We start from the raw sequence: 19,004 nt of genomic DNA, 5'->3' as shown, positions 1-19,004 counted from the left end.
TCATTGCGAGCGAAGCGAAGCAATCCAGACTGTGTCCGCGGAAAGATCCTGGATTGCTTCGTCGCAAGGGCTCCTCGCAATGACGAGGAAATTACTTCATCAGCGGGATCGAGAACTCCGCGCCTTCCTTCACGCCGGACGGCCAGCGCGAGGTCACCGTCTTGGTCTTGGTGTAGAAGCGGATCGAGTCCGGGCCGTGCTGGTTGAGATCGCCAAAACCCGACTTCTTCCAGCCGCCGAACGTGTAGTACGCGATCGGCACCGGGATCGGCACGTTGATGCCGACCATGCCGACATTGACCTTGGCCGCGAAATCGCGCGCGGCGTCGCCGTCGCGGGTGAAGATCGCAACGCCGTTGCCGTAGTCATGCTCGGACGGCAGCGCCAGCGCTTCCTTGTAGTCGTGCGCACGCACCACGGAGAGCACGGGGCCGAAGATCTCTTCCTTGTAGATCCGCATGTCCTTGGTGACGTTGTCGAACAGCGATCCGCCGAGATAGAAGCCGTTCTCGTAACCCTGCATCTTGAAGCCGCGGCCGTCGACGGCGAGCGTCGCGCCTTCCTTGATGCCGATGTCGATGTAGCCCTTGACCTTCTCGACCGCCTCGCGCGTCACCAGCGGGCCGTAATCGGCGGAGGGGTCGATCGAGGTGCCGATCTTGAGCGATTCGACGCGCGGGATCAGCTTGTCCATCAACCGGTCGGCTGTGGTCTTGCCGACGGGCACGGCGACCGAGACGGCCATGCAGCGCTCGCCGGCGGAGCCGTAGCCGGCACCGATCAGCGCGTCGACCGCCTGGTCCATGTCGGCGTCGGGCATGATGATGGCGTGGTTCTTGGCCCCGCCAAAACATTGGCAGCGCTTGCCGGTCTGGGCTGCGCGATCGTAGATGTACTGCGCGATCGGCGTGGAGCCGACGAAGCCGACGGCCTTGATATCGGGATCGTCGAGGATGGCGTCGACCGCTTCCTTGTCGCCGTTGACGACGTTGAGGATGCCGGCCGGCAGCCCGGCCTCGATCATCAGTGCGGCCAGCATCATCGGCACGCCGGGATCGCGCTCCGACGGCTTGAGGATGAACGCGTTGCCGCAAGCGATCGCGGGCGCGAACTTCCACATCGGGATCATCGCCGGGAAGTTGAACGGCGTGATGCCTGCGACGACGCCGAGCGCCTGGCGCATGGAATAGATGTCGATGCCGGGGCCGGCGCCTTCGGTGTACTCGCCCTTCATCAGATGCGGGATGCCGCAGGCGAATTCTGCAACCTCGAGGCCGCGCTGGATGTCACCCTTGGCGTCGGGCACGGTCTTGCCGTGCTCACGCGCGAGCAGCTCGGCGAGCTTGCCGTAGTCGCGCTGCACCAGCTCGACGAATTTCGTCATGACGCGGGCACGGCGCTGCGGGTTGGTCGCGGCCCATTCCGGCTGCGCGGCGCGGGCGTTCTCCACAGCGGCGCGGACTTCGGCCTTGGACGCCAGCGCGACCTTGGCCTGCACGTCACCGGTCATCGGCTCGAAAACGTCGGCGGTGCGGCCCGAGGTGCCCTTGACCTCCTTGCCACCGATGAAATGTCCGATTGAACGCATGGAATGATCTCCTTAAGGCCAGCCTGATCGCTTTGACAAATCCTATCGACCTGCATTTTATAGGATTCAAGTCTGAGATAATGCACCTTAGATGTGCGAAAATGCTGGATCAAGGTCACATCGACTGGGACGACTTCCGCTTCGTGCTGGCCATCGTGCGGGGCGGCTCGGTGTCGGCTGCGGCAAAGCAGCTCGGCGTCGACCATGCGACCGTGATCCGCCGCGTCGACCGGCTGGAAAAGCAGCTTTCGGCCAAGCTGTTTGACCGCCGCAAAACCGGCTACCTCCTCACCGAAGCCGGCCAGCGCGTCGCCGACAGCGCGGAGGCGATGGAATCGACCATCGTTGCCAACCAGGAGCAGGTCGGGGGATCGGTGGCGCGGCTGACCGGCACGGTGCGGATCGGCGCGCCCGACGGCTTCGGCACCGCGTTCCTGGCGCCGCGGCTGGCGCCGTTCGCCGACCGGTATCCCGATCTCGATCTGCAACTGGTGGCGACCGCGCGGCTGTTCAGCCTCTCCAAGCGCGAGGCCGATATCGCGATCAGCCTGACGATGCCGAAGGAAGGCCGCATCGTCGGCCGCAAGCTGCTCGACTATCGGCTTGGGCTCTATGCTGCCCCCGGCTATCTCGACCGCTTCCCCAAAATCGTCTCGCGCGAGGTGCTGCCGCAACATCGTTTCGTCGGCTACATCGAGGAACTCCTGTTCACGCCCGAGCTCGACTATTTGCCGCAGGTCTCACCGCGGATCTCCGCACGTCTGCGCAGCGCCAATCTGATCGCACAGCTCAATGCCACGCTCGCAGGCTTCGGCATCGCCGTGTTGCCGCACTTCATGGCGACCGACTATCCGCAGCTCGTGCCGGTGCTGCCCGAGGAGGTTTCGATCACCCGCACCTTCTGGATGCTGATGCACGCCGACAGCAAGGATCTTGCGCGGATCAGGGCGGTGGCGGATTACATCGGCGAGATCGTCGAGCGCGAGCGGGCGTTGTTTGCGGGGCAGTGAAGTACCGCTCTCGTGGGCAAAGCGAAGAATTTGTAGGGTGGGCAAAGCGGAGCGTGCCCACCACGTCAGCCGCGATCGTGGAGGAATGGTGGGCACGGCGCAAGAGCGCCTTTGCCCACCCTACGGCAGCTAGCCCTGCTTCGGCTTCTTCGCAGCCGTCAGCTTCGGCTCACGCTTCGCGGCGTCGAGCGCATTCTCCTTGCCGGCCTTGAGCACCTCGTCGGACAGCTCGCCGGTCCCCGCGATCCGCGCCAGCAGCATGGTGCCGGCCATCGTCGCCAGCGTCGCGATCGCCTGCTTGCGCGCGGCTTTGCGTGGCAGATTGGGGATATAGTCGGTTATCATCTCGATCATCTCGTCGAGCTTGCCGGCAAAAGCTTTCCGCGTCTTCGGGCTCTCGCGGGAGATCTCGGCGCCGAGCGAAGGGATCGAGCAGCCATGGCCGGGATCGTCGCGATGCAGCGTGGAGAGATAGGTCTCGACGATCTGGCTGAGCTGCTTCTCCGGCGCGACCTGGCCGGATTGCTTGCGCCAATGCTCCATCGAGCGGTCCATGGCGTAGCCAAACGCCTCGATCACCAGCGCCTCACGGGAATCGAAATGCGCGTAGAAGCCACCATGGGTCAGGCCCGCCTCTTTCATGAGGTCGGCGACGCCGATGCCATGGGCGCCCTTTTCGCGCAACCGCACGGACGCCTTCTTCACGATGCGGTCGTGGGTTTCCTGCTTGTGTTCCGGGGAATAGCGCATGCGGCTCTCATTGAATGTCGAAGGTCATCTAATAACACGGATATCGCGCCAAGGGCGGATTAATTCCCTGTAAAATCGTTGCCGATCATGGAAAAGGTTGCCGTTGCGTGCACTGCACGCGCCGTGCAGGAGCCCGATGGTATTTTCGAGGTCTTGGCGCGGCTCCAGTTCCATGACGATCCGGCCGGGCTCGACCACCGTCATTGTGAGGCCGATCAGCTTGATGAACGGCGGCGGCGGCAGCCGTCCGTCGCGGAGTGCGAGCATCGCGTCCATTCCCGAAAGGCCCATGGCCGCTTTTGCAACCGGCCCGGGCACCTGCCAATCCACAACGCGCTCGCGCCTGCGCTCGGGCGAAAACAGCTCGACTTGTTCGTTTTCGGTCATGGGACGCCATTTGTATGATATGCGTCATGCTATAGGACGGAGTTCGCGCCGACAACTGCATTCCCTGCCCGCTTGACAAAGAGCGCGTTTCGGCCCGGAAGTGATCCCGACTGGTGCGCCTGCACACGTCCACGAAACTTCGGGATCTCACGATGGAAATGCTCAATCAGCACTGCGGCGTGACGCGCGACGCACGTGGCGTCGTTCACGTCACGATCTGCAACGCCGGCCCGCTCAACATTCTGGGCTCGCCCGTCACCGATGCTGTCCGCCAAGGCTTGCAGCAGCTCGCTTCCGACCGCAGCATCCGCGTCGTGGTGCTGCGTGGCGAGAGCGAGAAGAGCATGATCGGCGGCGCCGACATCAAGGAGATGGCCAGGCTCGACCAGACATCAGCGGAAGCCTTTATTACTCGCCTGCGCGATCTCTGCGAAGCCGTGCGCGCGTTCCCTGCTCCCGTGATCGCGCGCATGCCCGGCTGGTGCCTCGGCGGCGGGCTCGAAGTGGCGGCCGCCTGTGACTTCCGCATCGCGGCCCATGATGCGCATTTCGGCATGCCGGAGGTGCGCGTCGGCATCCCCTCCGTCATTCATGCGGCGCTATTGCCGCGCCTGATCGGCTGGGCCCGCGCGCGCTGGCTGGTCATGACGGCCGAAAATATCGACGCGCCCACGGCGCTGGCCTGGGGACTGGTCGACAAGGTCGCGCCGGAGGGCGGGCTGGATGCCGCTGTCGAGCACACCGTGACCGCGCTGCTCGCATGCGGCCCCGAGGCGTTGCGGTCGCAGAAGGCGCTGCTGCGGCAATGGGAGGAACTGCCGCTGACGGAGTCGGTGAACTTGAGCGTCAAAATCTTCGGCGAGTCGTTCCTGACGGATGAGCCGACGCGGCTGATGCAGGCGTTTGTGGATCGGAAGCGGTAGAGTTCTCCGCCTCCTCCGATCGAACGACCAAATCTCATCCGAACCACGACAATTTCTCATGCCGGGCGCAGTTGCTTTTTTTGCGCCGCATCATATGATGATTATAATCTTACATCATCGTCAGGGAGCCTCGCCATGGCCGAAGCCGCCGATCCCGTCGTCATCGTTTCCGCCGCCCGTACCCCGCTCGGCCGCTTCATGGGCGAGCTGTCGCCACTGGCCGCACACAAGCTCGGTTCGCATGTGATCGGCGCTGCGCTGGACCGGGCAAAGCTCGCGCCTGAGAAGGTCGACGAGGTCTTCATGGGTTGCGTCCTCCCTGCCGGGCAGGGTCAGGCACCGGCGCGGCAGGCCGCGCGCGCGGCCGGACTTCCCGACGCGACCGGCGCCACCACCGTGAACAAGGTCTGCGGTTCCGGCATGAAAGCGACCATGCTGGCGCACGACATCATTCGTGCGGGCTCGGCCGAGATCGTCGTCTCCGGCGGCATGGAGAGCATGAGCAACGCGCCCTATCTGCTGGCAAAGGCACGCGGCGGCTATCGCGCCGGCCATGACCGTATCATCGACCACATGATGATGGACGGGCTGGAGGACGCTTACGAGACCGGCCGTTCCATGGGCGATTTCGGCGAGGCCACGGCGGAGGCGTACCAGTTCACCCGCAAGGACCAGGACGCCTATGCGATGGAAACGCTTACCCGCGCACGCAGCGCGGTCGAGGGTGGGGCGTTCAAGGCGGAGATCGCGCCGATCACGCTGACCGAGAAGGCCGGACCGCGCATCGTCGCCAACGACGAGCATCCGCTGAAGGTCGATCCGGCAAAAATCCCCGGACTGAAGGCTGCGTTCCGAGCCAATGGCACCATCACGCCCGCCGCGTCGTCGGCGAATGCGGACGGCGCCGCGGCGCTGGTGCTGACGAAGCGGTCGCTCGCGGATCGCAACGGCCTGCCGGCGCTCGCGGTGATCAAGGGCCATGCGACCCACAGCCAGGAGCCGCAATGGTTCACCACGGCGCCGATCCCGGCGATCCGCAAGCTGCTCGACAAGGTGGGCTGGAACGCCGCCGATGTCGACCTGTTCGAGATCAACGAGGCGTTTGCCGTGGTGGCGATGGCGGCGCAGCGCGATCTCGGCATTCCCCGCGACAAGCTGAACGTCAACGGCGGTGCCTGCGCGCTCGGCCATCCGATCGGGGCCACCGGCGCACGACTGATCGTGACGCTGCTGCATGCGCTCGAGGCGAAGAACCTCAAGCGCGGCGTCGCCGCGCTTTGTATTGGTGGCGGAGAAGCTACCGCGATTGCCGTAGAGCGCATCTGACGTCCCGACGTAAACGTCAGAAAATGAGGGAAGTCTGTCATTTTCGACAGACGATTCCCATGCCATTCTGCAAGCTCGCGCAGGTCCTCTTCACGCCTGCCCAGCAATATTGAGGCCCAATGATCTCGAACTGGCTCGCGGCAGCACTCGGCCGCCGCAATATTCACTATGGCTGGGTGATGGTCGGCGTGACCTTCTTCGCCGCCCTGATCAGCGCCGGCACGGTCGGCGCGCCCGGCGTGTTCATCGTTCCCCTGCAAAAGGAATTCGGCTGGAGCACGGCGCAGATCTCGTCCGCGCTCTCGATCCGCTTCATCCTGTTCGGGCTGATGGCGCCGTTCGCTGCGGCGCTGCTCAACCGTTACGGCCTGCGCAACGTCACGCTCACCGCCCAGCTCATCGTCGTCTCGGCGCTGGTGGCCTCGCTCGGCATGACGGAGGTCTGGCAGCTCGTCGCTTTGTGGGGTGTCGTGATCGGCCTCGGCACCGGCATGACCGCGCTGGTGCTGGGTGCAACCATCGCCACGCGCTGGTTCGCAGCGCGCCGCGGGCTCGTGATCGGCATCATGACCGCGAGCGTCGCCACCGGCCAACTCGTATTCCTGCCGCTGCTGGCGAGCCTCACGGAGCGCTATGGCTGGCGGCTTGCGCTCGGCTTCGTCTGCATCATGCTCGGCGTTTCCGCACTGGCGGTGCTGCTTTTGATGCGCGACCGTCCGAGCGATGTGGGCCTGCGCCCGCACGGCGACGAAGGTACCGAGCCCCTGCCCGCGCCTCCAGTCAGCCATGGCTCGATCACGGCCGTGGCGTTGGGCACGCTGCGCGACGCCTCGAAGTCGAGTGCGTTCTGGATCCTGTTTGCGACCTTCTTCGTCTGCGGCGCCTCGACCAACGGCCTGGTCCAGGTGCATCTGATCCCGATGTGTCTCGATTTCGGCATCCCGCAGGTGCAGGCCGCGAGCCTGCTCGCCGCCATGGGCATCTTCGACTTCTTCGGCACCATCATGTCGGGCTGGCTGTCGGACCGCTACGACAATCGCTACCTCCTGTTCTGGTACTACGGGCTGCGCGGGCTATCGCTGATCTTCCTCCCCTTCAGCGATTTCTCGTTCTACGGCCTGTCGATCTTCGCGATGTTCTACGGGCTCGACTGGATCGCGACCGTGCCGCCGACCGTGCGGCTGACCGCGCAGAAGTTCGGACCCGAGCGCGCCAATCTGGTGTTCGGCTGGATTTTTGCGGGCCATCAGCTTGGCGCCGGCACTGCGGCGTTCGGCGCGGGCCTGTCGCGGACGCTGCTCCAGAGCTATCTCCCCGCCTTCTTCGTTGCGGGTGCGCTCTGCGTGTTCGCGTCGCTGATCGTGCTCGGGCTGTCGCGACAACCAAAGCCGCAAGCGAAGCCTGCGATGGCATGAGCGGCCCGCGTGACCGGGCCGGCGCGAGCTGGTTCAGGGCTCCTACACTCCGCGCCCAGCCGCGCCGGACGGTTTACAGCTCGTAACTCTGTGCTCCCTCTCTCGGTTCTTCCCGGGGAGGGAGAACCAGCATGCCGCCTGGCGAGGCAAGTCGCTTCAATTTTCCTGACGCCTTAAGCTTTGGTTAATGATGCCGCTCGATCCGGCAACCGCGGATTTTCGGGGGCCCGTGTTCGCGCGATCCGCGTAAGCTTTACTTAACAGGCGATCTTCAAAGTTCCGCTCTGCTGAGAGGTCGGCAGAGGTCGCCCGGTCGCGTTCGCCGGTCCTCGATCCTTGATAGGCCAGAGAAATTGCCTCTGCCAAGTCCGACGGCGATTGGGATGAAGATCATGCTCCGTGCTTGGTTGTATCGTTTTGCCAGAGATCGCAAGGCCAACGTCGCCGTGATCTTTGGACTTGTGATGGTGCCGACCGTCTTTCTGCTGGGCATGGCGCTGGACTACACTCATACGCAGCACATGAAGGTCAACCTCGACTCCGCCGCCGACGCTGCCGCCGTCGCCACCGTCACTTCGGCGATGATGCAGCAGAGCCCGCAGGCGGCCCAGACCGCAGCGAAGAACGTCTTCAACATCACTGCGAACACTCTGGTGAGCAACAACAACTTGCCGGGACAGCCAACTCTCACGGTCGCGGTCAATTGCAGCAAACCCGATTCCACAACAGGCTACTGTACCTACGCCGCCTGCCCCGGCACCGACACAGTCTATGCTGACCCCGTCAACTCGAACAACCAGGTCGTTCGCAACGTCCAGGTCTGCTACAACGCGACCGCGACCAATGCCTTCCCGAACCTGCTCAAACAGGCAAGCTGGCCGTTCACAGGTCAGTCCTCGGCACGCAACCAGGGCGCGCCCAACATCAATTTCTATCTCTTGCTGGACGACTCGCCTTCGATGGCGATCGGCGCAACATCGGACGACATCAACAAGCTGATCGCCAACACGCAAAAGCAGGTCGACTCAAACGGCACCAAAGGGTGCGGTTTCGCATGCCACGAAACCAATCCTGCGGCTGACAATCTGGGCAATCCAGGCGGGATTGATAACTACCAGCTTGCCATCAATCTTGGCGTCACGTTACGCATCGATCGTGTAGCGCTGGCCGTCAAATCCCTGATCAGTACCGCCCAAAGCGTGTCGACCACCAATCGAAATACTTATGGGCTTGCGATCTATTCGTTCGATTATCAGTTGAACAGCAGCTCGCCGATCTTCGCGCCGTCCGGAAAACCGGGGGTGGTGCGAACTCCCGTGACGCCCAACTCGACGACCAGCTACACGGTCGCGACCATCCAGAGTTATGCCAACAACATTGCGGTCTTGCCAGTCTACAAGAACAACTGGCTGACATCGACGAACAATAACAGCGACGCCGACACCAGCATCGCGGGCGCATTGAGCGGTCTCAACAAGATCATGCCCACTCCGGGGAACGGCACCAACGTCGCCAACGATACGCCACAGGAAGTGGTTTTCCTCGTGACCGACGGCGTCGAGGACGTGAATATTACCACCGACCCATACACGAACTCCTGCAAGAAGACGCTCACAGGTAAGCGCTGCCAGGCGCCGCTCGATCCGACGATTTGCACCACGATCAAGGACAGGAAGATCCGCATCGCGGTGCTTTACACCGAATATGACGACTCGGCGCTCCATAAAACCAACTCCTGGTACGATAGCTGGATCTACCCCTTCAACAGCACGTCCACCGGCTCGACCAGCCAGATCGAGACAAATCTCCAAGCCTGCGCCTCGTCGCCCGATTTGTACACGAAGGTGTCGACCAACGGCGACATCACGAGCGCACTCCAGGCTCTGTTCCTCAAGGTCGCGTCCGACCCCCGCCTGACTCAATAGAGAAAGCAGTCATGACCGCCACACACGCCGTGCCCATCACCAGACGCCGCCGCTGGCGCGCGTTCTGTGCCGACCGGAAGGGCGCAACCGCGGTCGAATTCGCGCTGATCGGCCCGGCGTTCATCGCCTTGCTGGTCGCGCTCATCCAGACCTTCCTTGTTTTCTTTGCCCAGCAGCTCCTGGAGCAGGTGGTGAACCAGTCGAGCCGGGCGATCCTGACGGGACAGGCTCAGGGCCAGAACATGACCCAGGCTCAATTTGCCCAGGCGGTCTGCAGCAACGTCGTGATCCTGTTCAACTGCAACGGCCTGATGATCGACGTTCAGGTTGCCAACTCATGGAGTTCGGCGAACACGGCCCTGCCAGCCCTGACCTATGACGGCCAGGGAAACGTGACCAACGTCTGGCAATTCAACCCCGGCAATCAAGGCGACATCGTTGTCGTGCGGGTGATGTATCTGTGGCCGGTTTTCCTGGGTCCACTCGGTTTCAATCTGGCGAACCAACCGGGCAATAGCGTCCGCCTGATGATGTCGTCCACGGCTTTCATGAACGAGGCCTTTGTCAACTCATGAGCCGAAGCCTTCATCGCATACGTAACTTGTGGGTCGATACGCGCGCCGTCGCGGCGGTGGAATTCGCCATCGTGGTGCCGTTCATGCTGGTGCTCTATGTGGGCGGCGTCGAGCTCGGGAACGGGATGGCGATCAGCGTGAAGGTCAGTGAAACAGCTCACACGGTCGTGGACATGGTGTCACGGAACGCCTGCGTCACCGACACATCACTGAGCACCATGCTTGGGGCGTCGGCGGCGACGATCGCCCCCTATGCCGCGGCGAATACGACAGTCGTCGTGTCGGAAGTATCGACGGACGCCAACGGAAAGGCGACCGTGACCTGGAGCAAAGCACTCAACGGCACCCCACGCCCGGTAGCTCAGCCGATGACTTTGCCAACGTCCCTCGGCACGCCCTCGCCCTCCAACATTTCGTTGCTGCTGGGCGAGGTCACGTACCAGTACACGCCCAACCTCGGCTACACGATCACCGGGACCGTCCCGATCAGCGAGAGCTATTACTTGTATCCGCGCGTTTCCTCGGCAGTGCAGTATCCGTGCAGCTGAAGCGCGCCGGCGAGCGCGAGAGGTGCGCGCCGCAGCTCACCGTCCTGGGCCCGGTCTGCATGTGGCCTCAGGACGCACCGGACCGCGCGGGCTCGGTGCCGCGCTGAAAATCTTGCTTGGCGGCGCCAAGCGCTGCGGCGAGTTCTTCGATCTGGTAGGGTTTGGGCAGGATCTGGACACCAGCGCTTTCGGCGTCCCGAACCGCCGCCTCGGCGTATCCGCTGGTCAGCAACACCGGGATGTCGCTTCGCCTTCTCTGGATCTCTCGTGCGAGCTCGACCCCGTTCATGCCACCCGGCATCATGATGTCGGAAAACACGATGTCGACAGGGCGACCATCCGCGAGGGCACCAAGAGCGGCGGCCGCGCTGGCGGCGCGCGTGACCTCATAGCCGAGCTGCGCGAGCATCTCGCTGACGAGTGCGGCGACCTCGTCATCATCTTCGACCAGAAGGACCTGGCCATGGCTGGCCTTCTTCGGACGAACCCTGTTCAGGTCGATGAGATGCCGTTCTTGCGACGGGAGATTCATCGATCGCGGCAGATAGAGCTCGATACTGCTGCCCTCGCCAACTGTCGACTTTATGCGAACCGCTCCCCGTGACTGGGTCGCAAATCCGTGCACCTGAGCGAGCCCGAGTCCCGAGCCCTTGCCGACGTCCTTCGTGGTGAAGAACGGTTCGAAAACCCGCGACAGGATGTCGGGGCCCATGCCAACGCCCGTGTCCACCACCGAGAGACGGACATAGTCGCCCTCGATCTGCTCGTCGTGCAGGTCGGGCAGGTTCTCGCCGCGGACGACGATCGTGCCGCCGCTCGGCATCGCGTCCCGGGCATTGACCGCCAGGTTGAGAACGACCAGTTCGAGCTCGCCGGGGTCGACCTCCACCGGCCAGAGATCTTCCGGAAAATCAAACGCGACGTGAACGTCGCCTCTCAGACTGCGATCGAGCAATTCGCGCATGCCGCCGATCTGCATCGCGATGTCGACAGGCTCCGGCCGGAGCTTCTGCCGGCGGGAAAAAGCCAGGAGTTGCCGGGTCAAGCCGGCGCCGCGCTGCGCCGCCTGGACCATTCCTTCCATGAGACGACGGCGGCGATTTGGGTCCGCCTGACGGTCGAGCATATCCAGGCCGCCGGAAATCACCATCAACAGGTTGTTGAAGTCGTGGGCTACTCCGCCCGTCAACTGTCCGATGGCTTCGATCTTTTGGGCTTGCCGAAGCGTCTCTTCGACGCGCGCGCGCTCTTCCATTTCAAGCCGCAAGTGCTTGTTCGCTTGCTCGAGCGCCCGGGTGCGCTCGACCACGAGCCTTTCGAGCTGCTGAGCGGTTCGCTCGCGCGCTTCGAGCAAGCTGCGTATCTCATATTGCCGCCGGCGTGCCCGCATCGCCGATTGGACCGCGCTGGTCAGCGTGATCGGCTGAACCGGCCGCTCAAGCAGCGACACGTTCCGAAGGAGCTGGACGATACTCTGGCGCCAGGCAACGACCGCCGGCTGCGCCCGGTGACTGGTGAGAATCACAAAGGGAAGATCGGACCAGGGCGGCTGCCGCTCGATCCATTGTGCCAGCGGCGTCGTGTCCCTTCCGAACAAGCCTTCCTCGGCGAGGCAAACGGCGCCCACGCCGGCAGACATCTCGCTGATCAATTCGGGAAACATTCGACAATTGATCGCTTCGAGACCGGAATGACGCAAAAGCTCGGTCGAGGCCGGGCCATCGCGGCCGATCGGAGCAAACACGAGAACGCAGTGATCCCGGTCGGCACTCATTCCGCCGGCTCTCCCGGAAATGCCGTTCCGGTATAACGCGGAGTGCCGGTGAAGATGCCGCTAAACTCCCGAAGCGGGGGACCGAGCGTGATGCCGGCACTGCTGAGGCGAAACTCGCGGATGGTATGCTCGTGATTGCCGGTCCGCTTCTTGACCACAGACAAAGCGCGCCGCACCGTTCCGTTCACCTCGAAATAACGCAGCATGAGCACTGAATCGCTCAAATAGCTCATGTCCAGCGGCGTATCCATCGGACCGACCAGCCCGTGTTGCGCAAGGATCAGGATGGTCAGCACGCCTTGCTGCGCAAGATAAGTCAGGAGTTCGTGCATTTGCAGGATGAGAAATCGCTCATCCGGCATCGCGTTCAGATACCCATTCAGACTGTCGATCACGACGATGCGGGCGTTATCCTTTTCGACGCTCTCCTTCACATTGGCGGCGAATTCGCCGGGAGACAGCTCGGCCGGATCAATCTGCTGAAACCGGATACGTCCGGAGTCAACGTGCCTTTGCAGAGGCAGCCCAAGGGTTCGAGCCCTCGCTTCCACCGTTCCGCGCCCTTCATCGAAGGCAAAGAACACGGCGTGCTCGTTGCGTTCGGCAGCCGCGATTGCATAGCTCAGCGCCAGCGAAGATTTCCCGACACCCGCTGCGCCGATCAGAAGTGCATTGGTGCCGCGTTCGAGACCGCCTCCCAGCAACCGGTCGAGTTCGGCATTGCCGCTGGACGTGAGTTCGTTGCTGAACGACTTGTGATGTTCCGCCGCGATCAGACGCGGGAATATCCGCAAGCCTCCTGATTCGATGGTGAAATCGTGGAAGCCGCCGCGAAATTGGATGCCGCGCATCTTGATCACACGAAGGCGCCGGCGCTCCGCGCCGTAATCGATGGCGAGCTGTTCGAGCATCACCACGCCGTGCGCGATCGAATGGAGCTGGAGGTCGTCTTGCGACGAAGAGAGATCGTCGAGGAGGACGACCGTGCAATTGCGATTCGTGAAGAAATGCTTGAGGGCCAGGACCTGCCGCCTGTAGCGCAGCGGGTTTTGAGCAAGCAGGCGCAGTTCGGACAGGCTGTCCAACACCACACGGCTCGCATTGATGCGTTCGACCTCCTTGAATATCAGTCCGGTCGTTTCGCTCAGCTCCATTTCGGCGGGATGAAACACGGTCAGTTCACGCTCCGGATCGAGCGTCGTCTCCGGCGGGACCAGTTCAAAGATATCGACGGCATCCAGCGACCAGCCGTGCCGCCGCGCAACGAGCGTCAGTTCGCGCTTGGTTTCGGACAGCGAGATGTAGAGCACGCGCTCACCGCGACGCGCACCCTCGAGGAGGAATTGAAGGGCCATGGTGGTCTTGCCCGCGCCCGGGCGACCCTCGTACAGATACATGCGGTTGGGATCGAGCCCGCCGCAGAGAATGTCGTCAAGGCCATCGCTGCCGGTCGAAATCCGGGGCAGATCCTCGAAGTCTCTGGTCTGGGCCCCGCTCGATGAATCGCTCATTGAACCCCCTGAAGTTCCATAGCTAAACAAGGCTTCGCCGCAGGGCCGCAGGGTCGCGCTCCCAACCAAAAGGCGAGATTTAGCAAAGAACGTTCGAGGCGGGTTCCGGGTTCCGCGTTGAGACGCATACCCGCAGACGCGGCGCTGTGGAACAGTTCTGAAAAGAGGGTTGAGCGTTATGGCCGGATCGAAAAATTCTCCGGTGGCCCTACCTTACGCAGCGGCTCGGCCAGTCGCGCGAACTCGCACAGCAGCGACCTTGTCTTCCTGGGGTCGATGATTTCCTCGACCCAGAATTTTTCGGCGGAACGGAACGGAGAGCGGAGCTTGTTGAGGCGATCCTCGATTTCCTTCAGCTTCGCAGCCTTGTCCTCGGCCGCGTCGATCTCGGCGCGGTAGGCGGCTTCGATGCCGCCTTCGAGCGGGAGCGAGCCCCAATAGGCCGAGGGCCAAGCGTAGCGGATCGAGAAACGGTCGGCCGGCTGATGCACCACGCCGGCGACGCCGAAGGCGTTGCGCAGGATCACGGTGCACCAGGGCACGCTGGTCTGGTTGACCGCGGCCATGGCGCGGACGCCGTGGCGGATGGTCCCCGCCTTCTCAGCGTCGAGGCCGATCATGAAGCCCGGGCAGTCCATGAGATAGACGATCGGCAGATGGAAGGTCTCGGCGAAATCGACCCAGCGCACCACTTTCTGGCAGGCATCCGCCGTCCAGGAGCCGCCATAGTGAAAACTATCGCTGGCAAGCAGCAGCACCGCCCTGCCCTCGAGCCGCGCCAGGCCCGCGATGATGGGCTTGCCGAAATTCCTTGCGACCTCGAAGAACGAGCCCTTGTCGACCACGGACTCGATGATCGGCCGCATCTTGTAGACTTGCTTGCGGTTGCGCGGCACCGCGCTCATCAACGCGTCCTCGGTGCGCTCCGGATTGTCGCTGCAGGGTAAGGTCGGCGGCAATTCGTAGACCGACGAAGGCAGATAAGAGAGAAAGCGCCGCGCGCAGGCGAACGCCTCCTCCTCGGTATCAACGGCATGATCGACCGCGCCGGCACGGGTCTGGATGTCGGCACCGCCGAGTTCCTCCTTCGAGAGGTCCTGCCCCAGCGCCTTCACCACCGGCGGCCCCGCGACGAACATCGCGGATTTCCGGGTCATGATCGAATAATGGCTGGCGGCAAGCCGCGCGGCGCCGAGCCCTGCGACAGAGCCGAGACCCAGCGCGACCACGGGCACGCGCGACAAATTCTCGGTCGTGAAGCGATACCAGCGCGTGCCGCCGATGCCCCCGGGCAGATTGGCCGCGCCCTTGGTTTCGATGGTCTTGACCGAGCCGCCGCCGCCGGAGCCTTCGATGATGCGGACAATGGGCAGCCGAAAATCATGCGCCATCTCCTCGGCCATCAGCGGCTTTGCAGAGATCGAAGCGTCGGCCGAACCACCGCGCACGGTAAAGTCGTCGCCAACCACGACGACCGTGCGGCCATCGACGCGCCCCCGGCCGAACACGCAGTTCGCCGGCGTCACGTTTTTGAGCTCGCCTGTTGGATCGTATTCGCCGATGCCGGAGACGGCACCGATTTCGTGAAAGCTGCCTGTATCGATCAGCTTGTCGATGCGCTCCCGAACAGTCAGCCGGCCCTGGTCATGCTGTCGCTTGACCTTGTCAACGCCGCCCATCTCCCGCGCGAAGGCTTCGCGCCGGGCGAGCTCGTCGAGTTCCGGCTTCCAGTTCATTCACGCCCTCCGAATTGATCGGCTTGTTATTGTTGTGCACGGCCATCGCGACCGGCTTGCGCGGGATGCGATTGTTGAAGACGTCGCCTTCAGCGCCTTCGAGCAGGCTGCCGAGGGAACGGCCGAGCTCGACCATCAGCGGCGCCACTTCCGTATGCAGACGCTGCTCGTCATACATCGCGGACAGAAGGCCGATCGTGATGACCACGAAGGTTTGATACTGCGGCGACCAGATCGGCACCGCGAGCCCGTTGATGTGCGGGCTCCAGAGCCCGCAAGCCACGACATAGCCGTGCTCACGCAGCGCCTCGCGGTTGGCCTCGATGCGAGGCTTCAGGATCCTGACCGCCTCGGGCGCTTCCCGCTCCATCTCCGCAATGAAGGCGTCGCCGACTTCCGGCGCCAGCGCCGCGGTATAGGCCGCGCCCGCAGCAGTCGAGGCCATCGAGATGCGGCTGCCGGTGCCCTCGTGCAGGCCGAGCGCCGTCGCCGAGCGCGCAAATTGCAAATAGACGAGATGGAAGCGATCGGGGACGACGAAGCCGACCGTGCCCGGCAATTGCTCGGCGACTTCCTGAAGCCGTTGCCGAATCATGCTGCGCAGCTGCGCGCCCTTCATCATCGAGGCGCTCATCGCCACCGCGCTCGGACCGATGCGATATTTCTGGTCACGCGGCAGGTAAACCAGTTGGCCCATGCGCGTCAGCGTGTGCGTGAGCCGCGACACCGTCGAGCGCGGCAGGCCGCAGCGGTTTGAAATTTCGAGATTGCCGAGCCGGGCCTCGTGGCCCTCGAAGCATCGCAACACATCGAATGCGCGCGATACCACCTGGATAACGTCACCCTCGCCCGCATCTCCGGCGAGCATTCCTTGCCTGCTCAAGCGCTCCGAACGTCGTCCCATGTTCCCTACCAGTTGTTCCGCTGTGCGAAATTAAATTCCACTTGCAGATGACGCTACCTCAGGCATTTTGCGACGACAACAAAAAGGCGACGGCATGCCAGAAATTAAGATCGTCACCGAAGTCGCGGGACGCATCTGCGCAACTCCCGTGCAAGTTGGAGGAACGGTCGCTGGATGGCGATGAGATTGTGTTCGTCGAGGCCATGAAGATGGAGATACCGGTGCCATCGCCCGCGGCCGGAACGCTCAAATCGCTGCTCGTCAAGCTCGATGATATCGTCGCGGAAGGACAAGCGATCGCGATCGTCGCGAGCTGAGTTCGCACCGTTGCGGATGTGGCTCGCGACAATCCAAAAAAGCATCATAGATCGCGCATTACGTCTTGCGTTCTGGCGTCACGGGGCATGGCGTCGGGATACCACCGGGTTGCGCGTGCCCTGATTGCGTTGCACAAGGGAGGCAATGATAGCGCAACCGTCGCCCGCCTCCGCCTGGACCCGTTCGAAGCCGCCCCTGCTGCGGTTTCTCGACACATGCCTTAACGAATTCTCGGCAGAGAGCTCGGGCACGGTGGCCGATTACATCCCGGAGCTCGGCAAGGCCGACCCTGCCTATTTCGGTATCAGTCTCGCCACGCTGGACGGCCATGTCTACGAAGTCGGCGACAGCCGGGTGCCCTTCACCATCCAGTCGATGTCAAAGCCGTTCGTGTTCGCGCTGGCGCTGGATCTGTTGGGCGCGGGCAAGGTCGAGAGCGCGATCGGCGTCGAGCCCTCGGGCGATCCCTTCAATTCGATCCGCCTCAACGCCGAGAACCATCCATTCAACCCGATGGTCAATGCCGGCGCAATCGCCTGCACCGGGCTGATCTACGACAGCAAGGGCGGGGATGCGTTCGAGCAGATCCTCCTGGCGCTCAGCCGGTTTGCGGGGCGCGATCTCGCGGTGGACGAGGCCGTCTACACCTCGGAAAGCCAGACCGGCGACCGCAACCGCGCCATTGGCTATCTCCTGAAGACCAATGCGGTGATCTCGGACAACGTCGCAGGCGTGCTCGACGTCTATTTCCGGCAATGCGCGGTGCTGGTCACCGCGCGCGACATCGCGGTCATGGCGGCGACGCTCTCCAACCGTGGCGTCAATCCGGTCACCGGCGAACAGGTGCTGAGCGCTTACGCAATCTCGCGCACGCTCTCGGTGATGACATCGTCAGGCATGTACGATTATGCCGGCGAATGGATCTACCGGATCGGTATCCCCGCCAAGAGCGGCGTCGGCGGCGGCATTTTGGCGGCGCTGCCGGCGCGTCTCGGGCTCGGCAGCTACTCGCCAAGGCTCGACAAGCACGGCAACAGCGTGCGCGGCATCAAGGTGTGCGAGGCGCTGTCCTCGCATTACGATCTGCACATGCTCAACCGCAGCGACGATGCGCGCAACGCCGTCATCGCCGACTACGATATCGGCAAGAGCCCGTCGCGCCGTGTCCGCCGGCCGCAGGAACGCGACATTCTCGCGGCGCACGAGCAGGAGGTGCGGGTGATCGAGTTGGTCGGCACGCTGTCGCTCTCGGCCGTCGATTATGTGTCGCGCCGGCTTGCGGGGCGGCCACGGCCGCAATTTGTGATCTTCGATCTGCATCGCGTGACCTCCACCACGCGTGCCGGTGCGCGGCTCGCGGCCGAGGCTTTCGAGGAGCTCGCCGCGCTGAACGTCACGGTAGTGTTGTCAGGCGTCAGGCGTGCCTCCAGGGAGTGGATCAGCTTACGCGAATGGACGGCCGAGCTGAAGAACGTCCGCGACTTCTACCTGCTCGACACCGCGATCGAATGGGCGGAAGACCAGATCGTCTACCGCTACGGCGGCTCGATCGACTTTCACGAGACCACCGAACTTGCCGAACAGCCCCTGCTCGAAGGCCTCAGCGCGGACGAATTGATCGAGCTCGGCGCGACTTGCACGATCCGGACCTATCAGTCCGGCGCAAAGATCCTCACCACCGGCGATCCGGCCGACGCCCTGTTCTTCCTGCGCAGTGGCGCCGTCCATGTCACGCTGCCCGACGGCGTGCGACTGGCGACCCTCACCGCCGGCATGGCCTTTGGCGAAATGGCTCTGATCGAGACCACCCGCTCCGCCGACGTGTTCGCCGACATGGCGGCGACTGCCTACGAAGTGCCGCTGAAAGCGTTCGAACGCTTCCGCAAGCAGCACCCGCGGGCCTCCGAGCGCATCATGCGCAATCTGGCGCTGCTCCTCGCCGATCGCCTGATCGTCGCCAACGCCAAGGTCGATATCCTGACCTCGACGTAAGCGGCAGCGACAGGGCTCAGCGGGCCGCTGCTTCGCTGATCCGCCGATTGATCTTGGCGGCGCTTGCCTTGAGCAATTCGGATGGTTGCTGGCCGGTCGCGGCGCAAAGGCACGCCCAGTAGTAGATGACATCGCCGAGCTCTTCGACCAGACCGGCCTTGTCGAGCCAATCATCGCGCAGCAGCTTCTTGATGTGCTCGGCGACCTCGCCCGCTTCGCCCGCGAGGCCAAGTCCGAGATATGACAGCCGTTCGTTGGACGGATGCTCATCGACCTTCGCAACCGTTGCGGCCCAAGCCGCGTATTCATCGATCGTCATCGG

15 protein-coding genes and 2 pseudogenes are annotated in these 19,004 nt (G+C 63.3%); 9 read left to right on the top strand and 8 right to left on the bottom strand.

Going from position 1 to position 19,004, the window contains the following annotated elements:
• Positions 1 to 91: 91 nt before the first annotated feature.
• Positions 92 to 1,588: a CoA-acylating methylmalonate-semialdehyde dehydrogenase gene (locus AC0L2O_RS16545; RefSeq protein ID WP_473370443.1), complete on the bottom strand. Its 1,497-nt coding sequence runs from the start codon at positions 1,586 to 1,588 to the stop codon at positions 92 to 94.
• A 101-nt stretch (positions 1,589 to 1,689) separates the two neighbouring features.
• Here AC0L2O_RS16545 and AC0L2O_RS16540 point away from each other — a divergent pair, with 101 nt between their 5' ends.
• Positions 1,690 to 2,598 carry a LysR family transcriptional regulator gene (locus AC0L2O_RS16540; protein ID WP_409189128.1) on the top strand — a complete coding sequence of 303 codons (909 nt, stop codon included), beginning with the start codon at positions 1,690 to 1,692 and terminating at the stop codon, positions 2,596 to 2,598.
• 129 nt (positions 2,599 to 2,727) lie between these two features.
• Here the strand turns inward: AC0L2O_RS16540 and AC0L2O_RS16535 are convergent, their stop codons facing one another.
• Positions 2,728 to 3,348, bottom strand: coding sequence for a TetR/AcrR family transcriptional regulator (locus AC0L2O_RS16535; protein WP_473370442.1), 621 nt, complete (start codon positions 3,346 to 3,348; stop codon positions 2,728 to 2,730).
• A 108-nt stretch (positions 3,349 to 3,456) separates the two neighbouring features.
• Positions 3,457 to 3,735, bottom strand: a pseudogene (locus tag AC0L2O_RS16530) (PaaI family thioesterase); the annotation flags it as partial.
• Between the two features lie 152 nt (positions 3,736 to 3,887).
• Between AC0L2O_RS16530 and AC0L2O_RS16525 the strand changes: the two are divergent.
• From AC0L2O_RS16525 to AC0L2O_RS16500, 6 genes are all read left to right on the top strand, one after another.
• A complete protein-coding gene (locus AC0L2O_RS16525; RefSeq protein ID WP_473370441.1) occupies positions 3,888 to 4,658 on the top strand; it encodes an enoyl-CoA hydratase in 771 nt (256 codons plus the stop codon).
• Positions 4,659 to 4,793: 135 nt separating this feature from the next.
• The gene (locus tag AC0L2O_RS16520; RefSeq protein WP_473370440.1) at positions 4,794 to 5,984 is read left to right on the top strand and encodes an acetyl-CoA C-acyltransferase; all 1,191 of its coding nucleotides are present in this window, start codon (positions 4,794 to 4,796) and stop codon (positions 5,982 to 5,984) included.
• A 119-nt stretch (positions 5,985 to 6,103) separates the two neighbouring features.
• Positions 6,104 to 7,399, top strand: a complete 1,296-nt coding sequence (locus AC0L2O_RS16515; protein ID WP_473370439.1) for an MFS transporter — start codon at positions 6,104 to 6,106, stop codon at positions 7,397 to 7,399.
• A gap of 383 nt (positions 7,400 to 7,782) precedes the next feature.
• Positions 7,783 to 9,324, top strand: coding sequence for a TadE/TadG family type IV pilus assembly protein (locus AC0L2O_RS16510; RefSeq protein ID WP_473370438.1), 1,542 nt, complete (start codon positions 7,783 to 7,785; stop codon positions 9,322 to 9,324).
• Between the two features lie 11 nt (positions 9,325 to 9,335).
• Positions 9,336 to 9,899 carry a TadE/TadG family type IV pilus assembly protein gene (locus tag AC0L2O_RS16505; RefSeq protein ID WP_473370437.1) on the top strand — a complete coding sequence of 188 codons (564 nt, stop codon included), beginning with the start codon at positions 9,336 to 9,338 and terminating at the stop codon, positions 9,897 to 9,899.
• Positions 9,900 to 9,925: 26 nt separating this feature from the next.
• Positions 9,926 to 10,447 (top strand): TadE/TadG family type IV pilus assembly protein, encoded by a 522-nt coding sequence (locus tag AC0L2O_RS16500; protein ID WP_409189135.1) that lies wholly within the window; start codon positions 9,926 to 9,928, stop codon positions 10,445 to 10,447.
• A gap of 67 nt (positions 10,448 to 10,514) precedes the next feature.
• On the opposite strand, the gene AC0L2O_RS16495 is transcribed toward AC0L2O_RS16500, so the two are convergent.
• From AC0L2O_RS16495 to AC0L2O_RS16480, 4 genes are all read right to left on the bottom strand, one after another.
• Positions 10,515 to 12,221, bottom strand: a complete 1,707-nt coding sequence (locus AC0L2O_RS16495; protein ID WP_409189136.1) for a response regulator — start codon at positions 12,219 to 12,221, stop codon at positions 10,515 to 10,517.
• The gene (locus tag AC0L2O_RS16490; protein ID WP_473370497.1) at positions 12,218 to 13,732 is read right to left on the bottom strand and encodes an ATPase domain-containing protein; all 1,515 of its coding nucleotides are present in this window, start codon (positions 13,730 to 13,732) and stop codon (positions 12,218 to 12,220) included. The genes AC0L2O_RS16495 and AC0L2O_RS16490 overlap by 4 nt, the downstream gene beginning before the upstream one ends.
• Positions 13,733 to 13,908: 176 nt before the next feature.
• Positions 13,909 to 15,468, bottom strand: a complete 1,560-nt coding sequence (locus AC0L2O_RS16485; protein ID WP_473370436.1) for an acyl-CoA carboxylase subunit beta — start codon at positions 15,466 to 15,468, stop codon at positions 13,909 to 13,911.
• A complete protein-coding gene (locus tag AC0L2O_RS16480) occupies positions 15,398 to 16,372 on the bottom strand; it encodes an IclR family transcriptional regulator (RefSeq protein WP_369724466.1) in 975 nt (324 codons plus the stop codon). The genes AC0L2O_RS16485 and AC0L2O_RS16480 overlap by 71 nt, the downstream gene beginning before the upstream one ends.
• 94 nt (positions 16,373 to 16,466) lie before the next feature.
• Between AC0L2O_RS16480 and AC0L2O_RS16475 the strand changes: the two are divergent.
• Both AC0L2O_RS16475 and glsA read left to right on the top strand, forming a co-directional pair.
• Positions 16,467 to 16,689, top strand: a pseudogene (locus AC0L2O_RS16475) (acyl-CoA carboxylase biotin carboxyl carrier protein subunit).
• Positions 16,690 to 16,834: 145 nt separating this feature from the next.
• Positions 16,835 to 18,682, top strand: a complete 1,848-nt coding sequence (gene glsA, locus AC0L2O_RS16470) for a glutaminase A (RefSeq protein ID WP_473370435.1) — start codon at positions 16,835 to 16,837, stop codon at positions 18,680 to 18,682.
• 16 nt (positions 18,683 to 18,698) lie between these two features.
• On the opposite strand, the gene AC0L2O_RS16465 is transcribed toward glsA, so the two are convergent.
• Positions 18,699 to 19,001, bottom strand: coding sequence for a nucleoside triphosphate pyrophosphohydrolase family protein (locus AC0L2O_RS16465; RefSeq protein ID WP_473370434.1), 303 nt, complete (start codon positions 18,999 to 19,001; stop codon positions 18,699 to 18,701).
• Between the last annotated feature and the right edge of the window lie 3 nt (positions 19,002 to 19,004).

The sequence above is a fragment of the Bradyrhizobium sp. Kon10 genome, from assembly GCF_055807395.1.
Note: the sequence above shows the minus strand (reverse complement) of the source record. Positions and strands in the feature narration are given on the sequence as shown.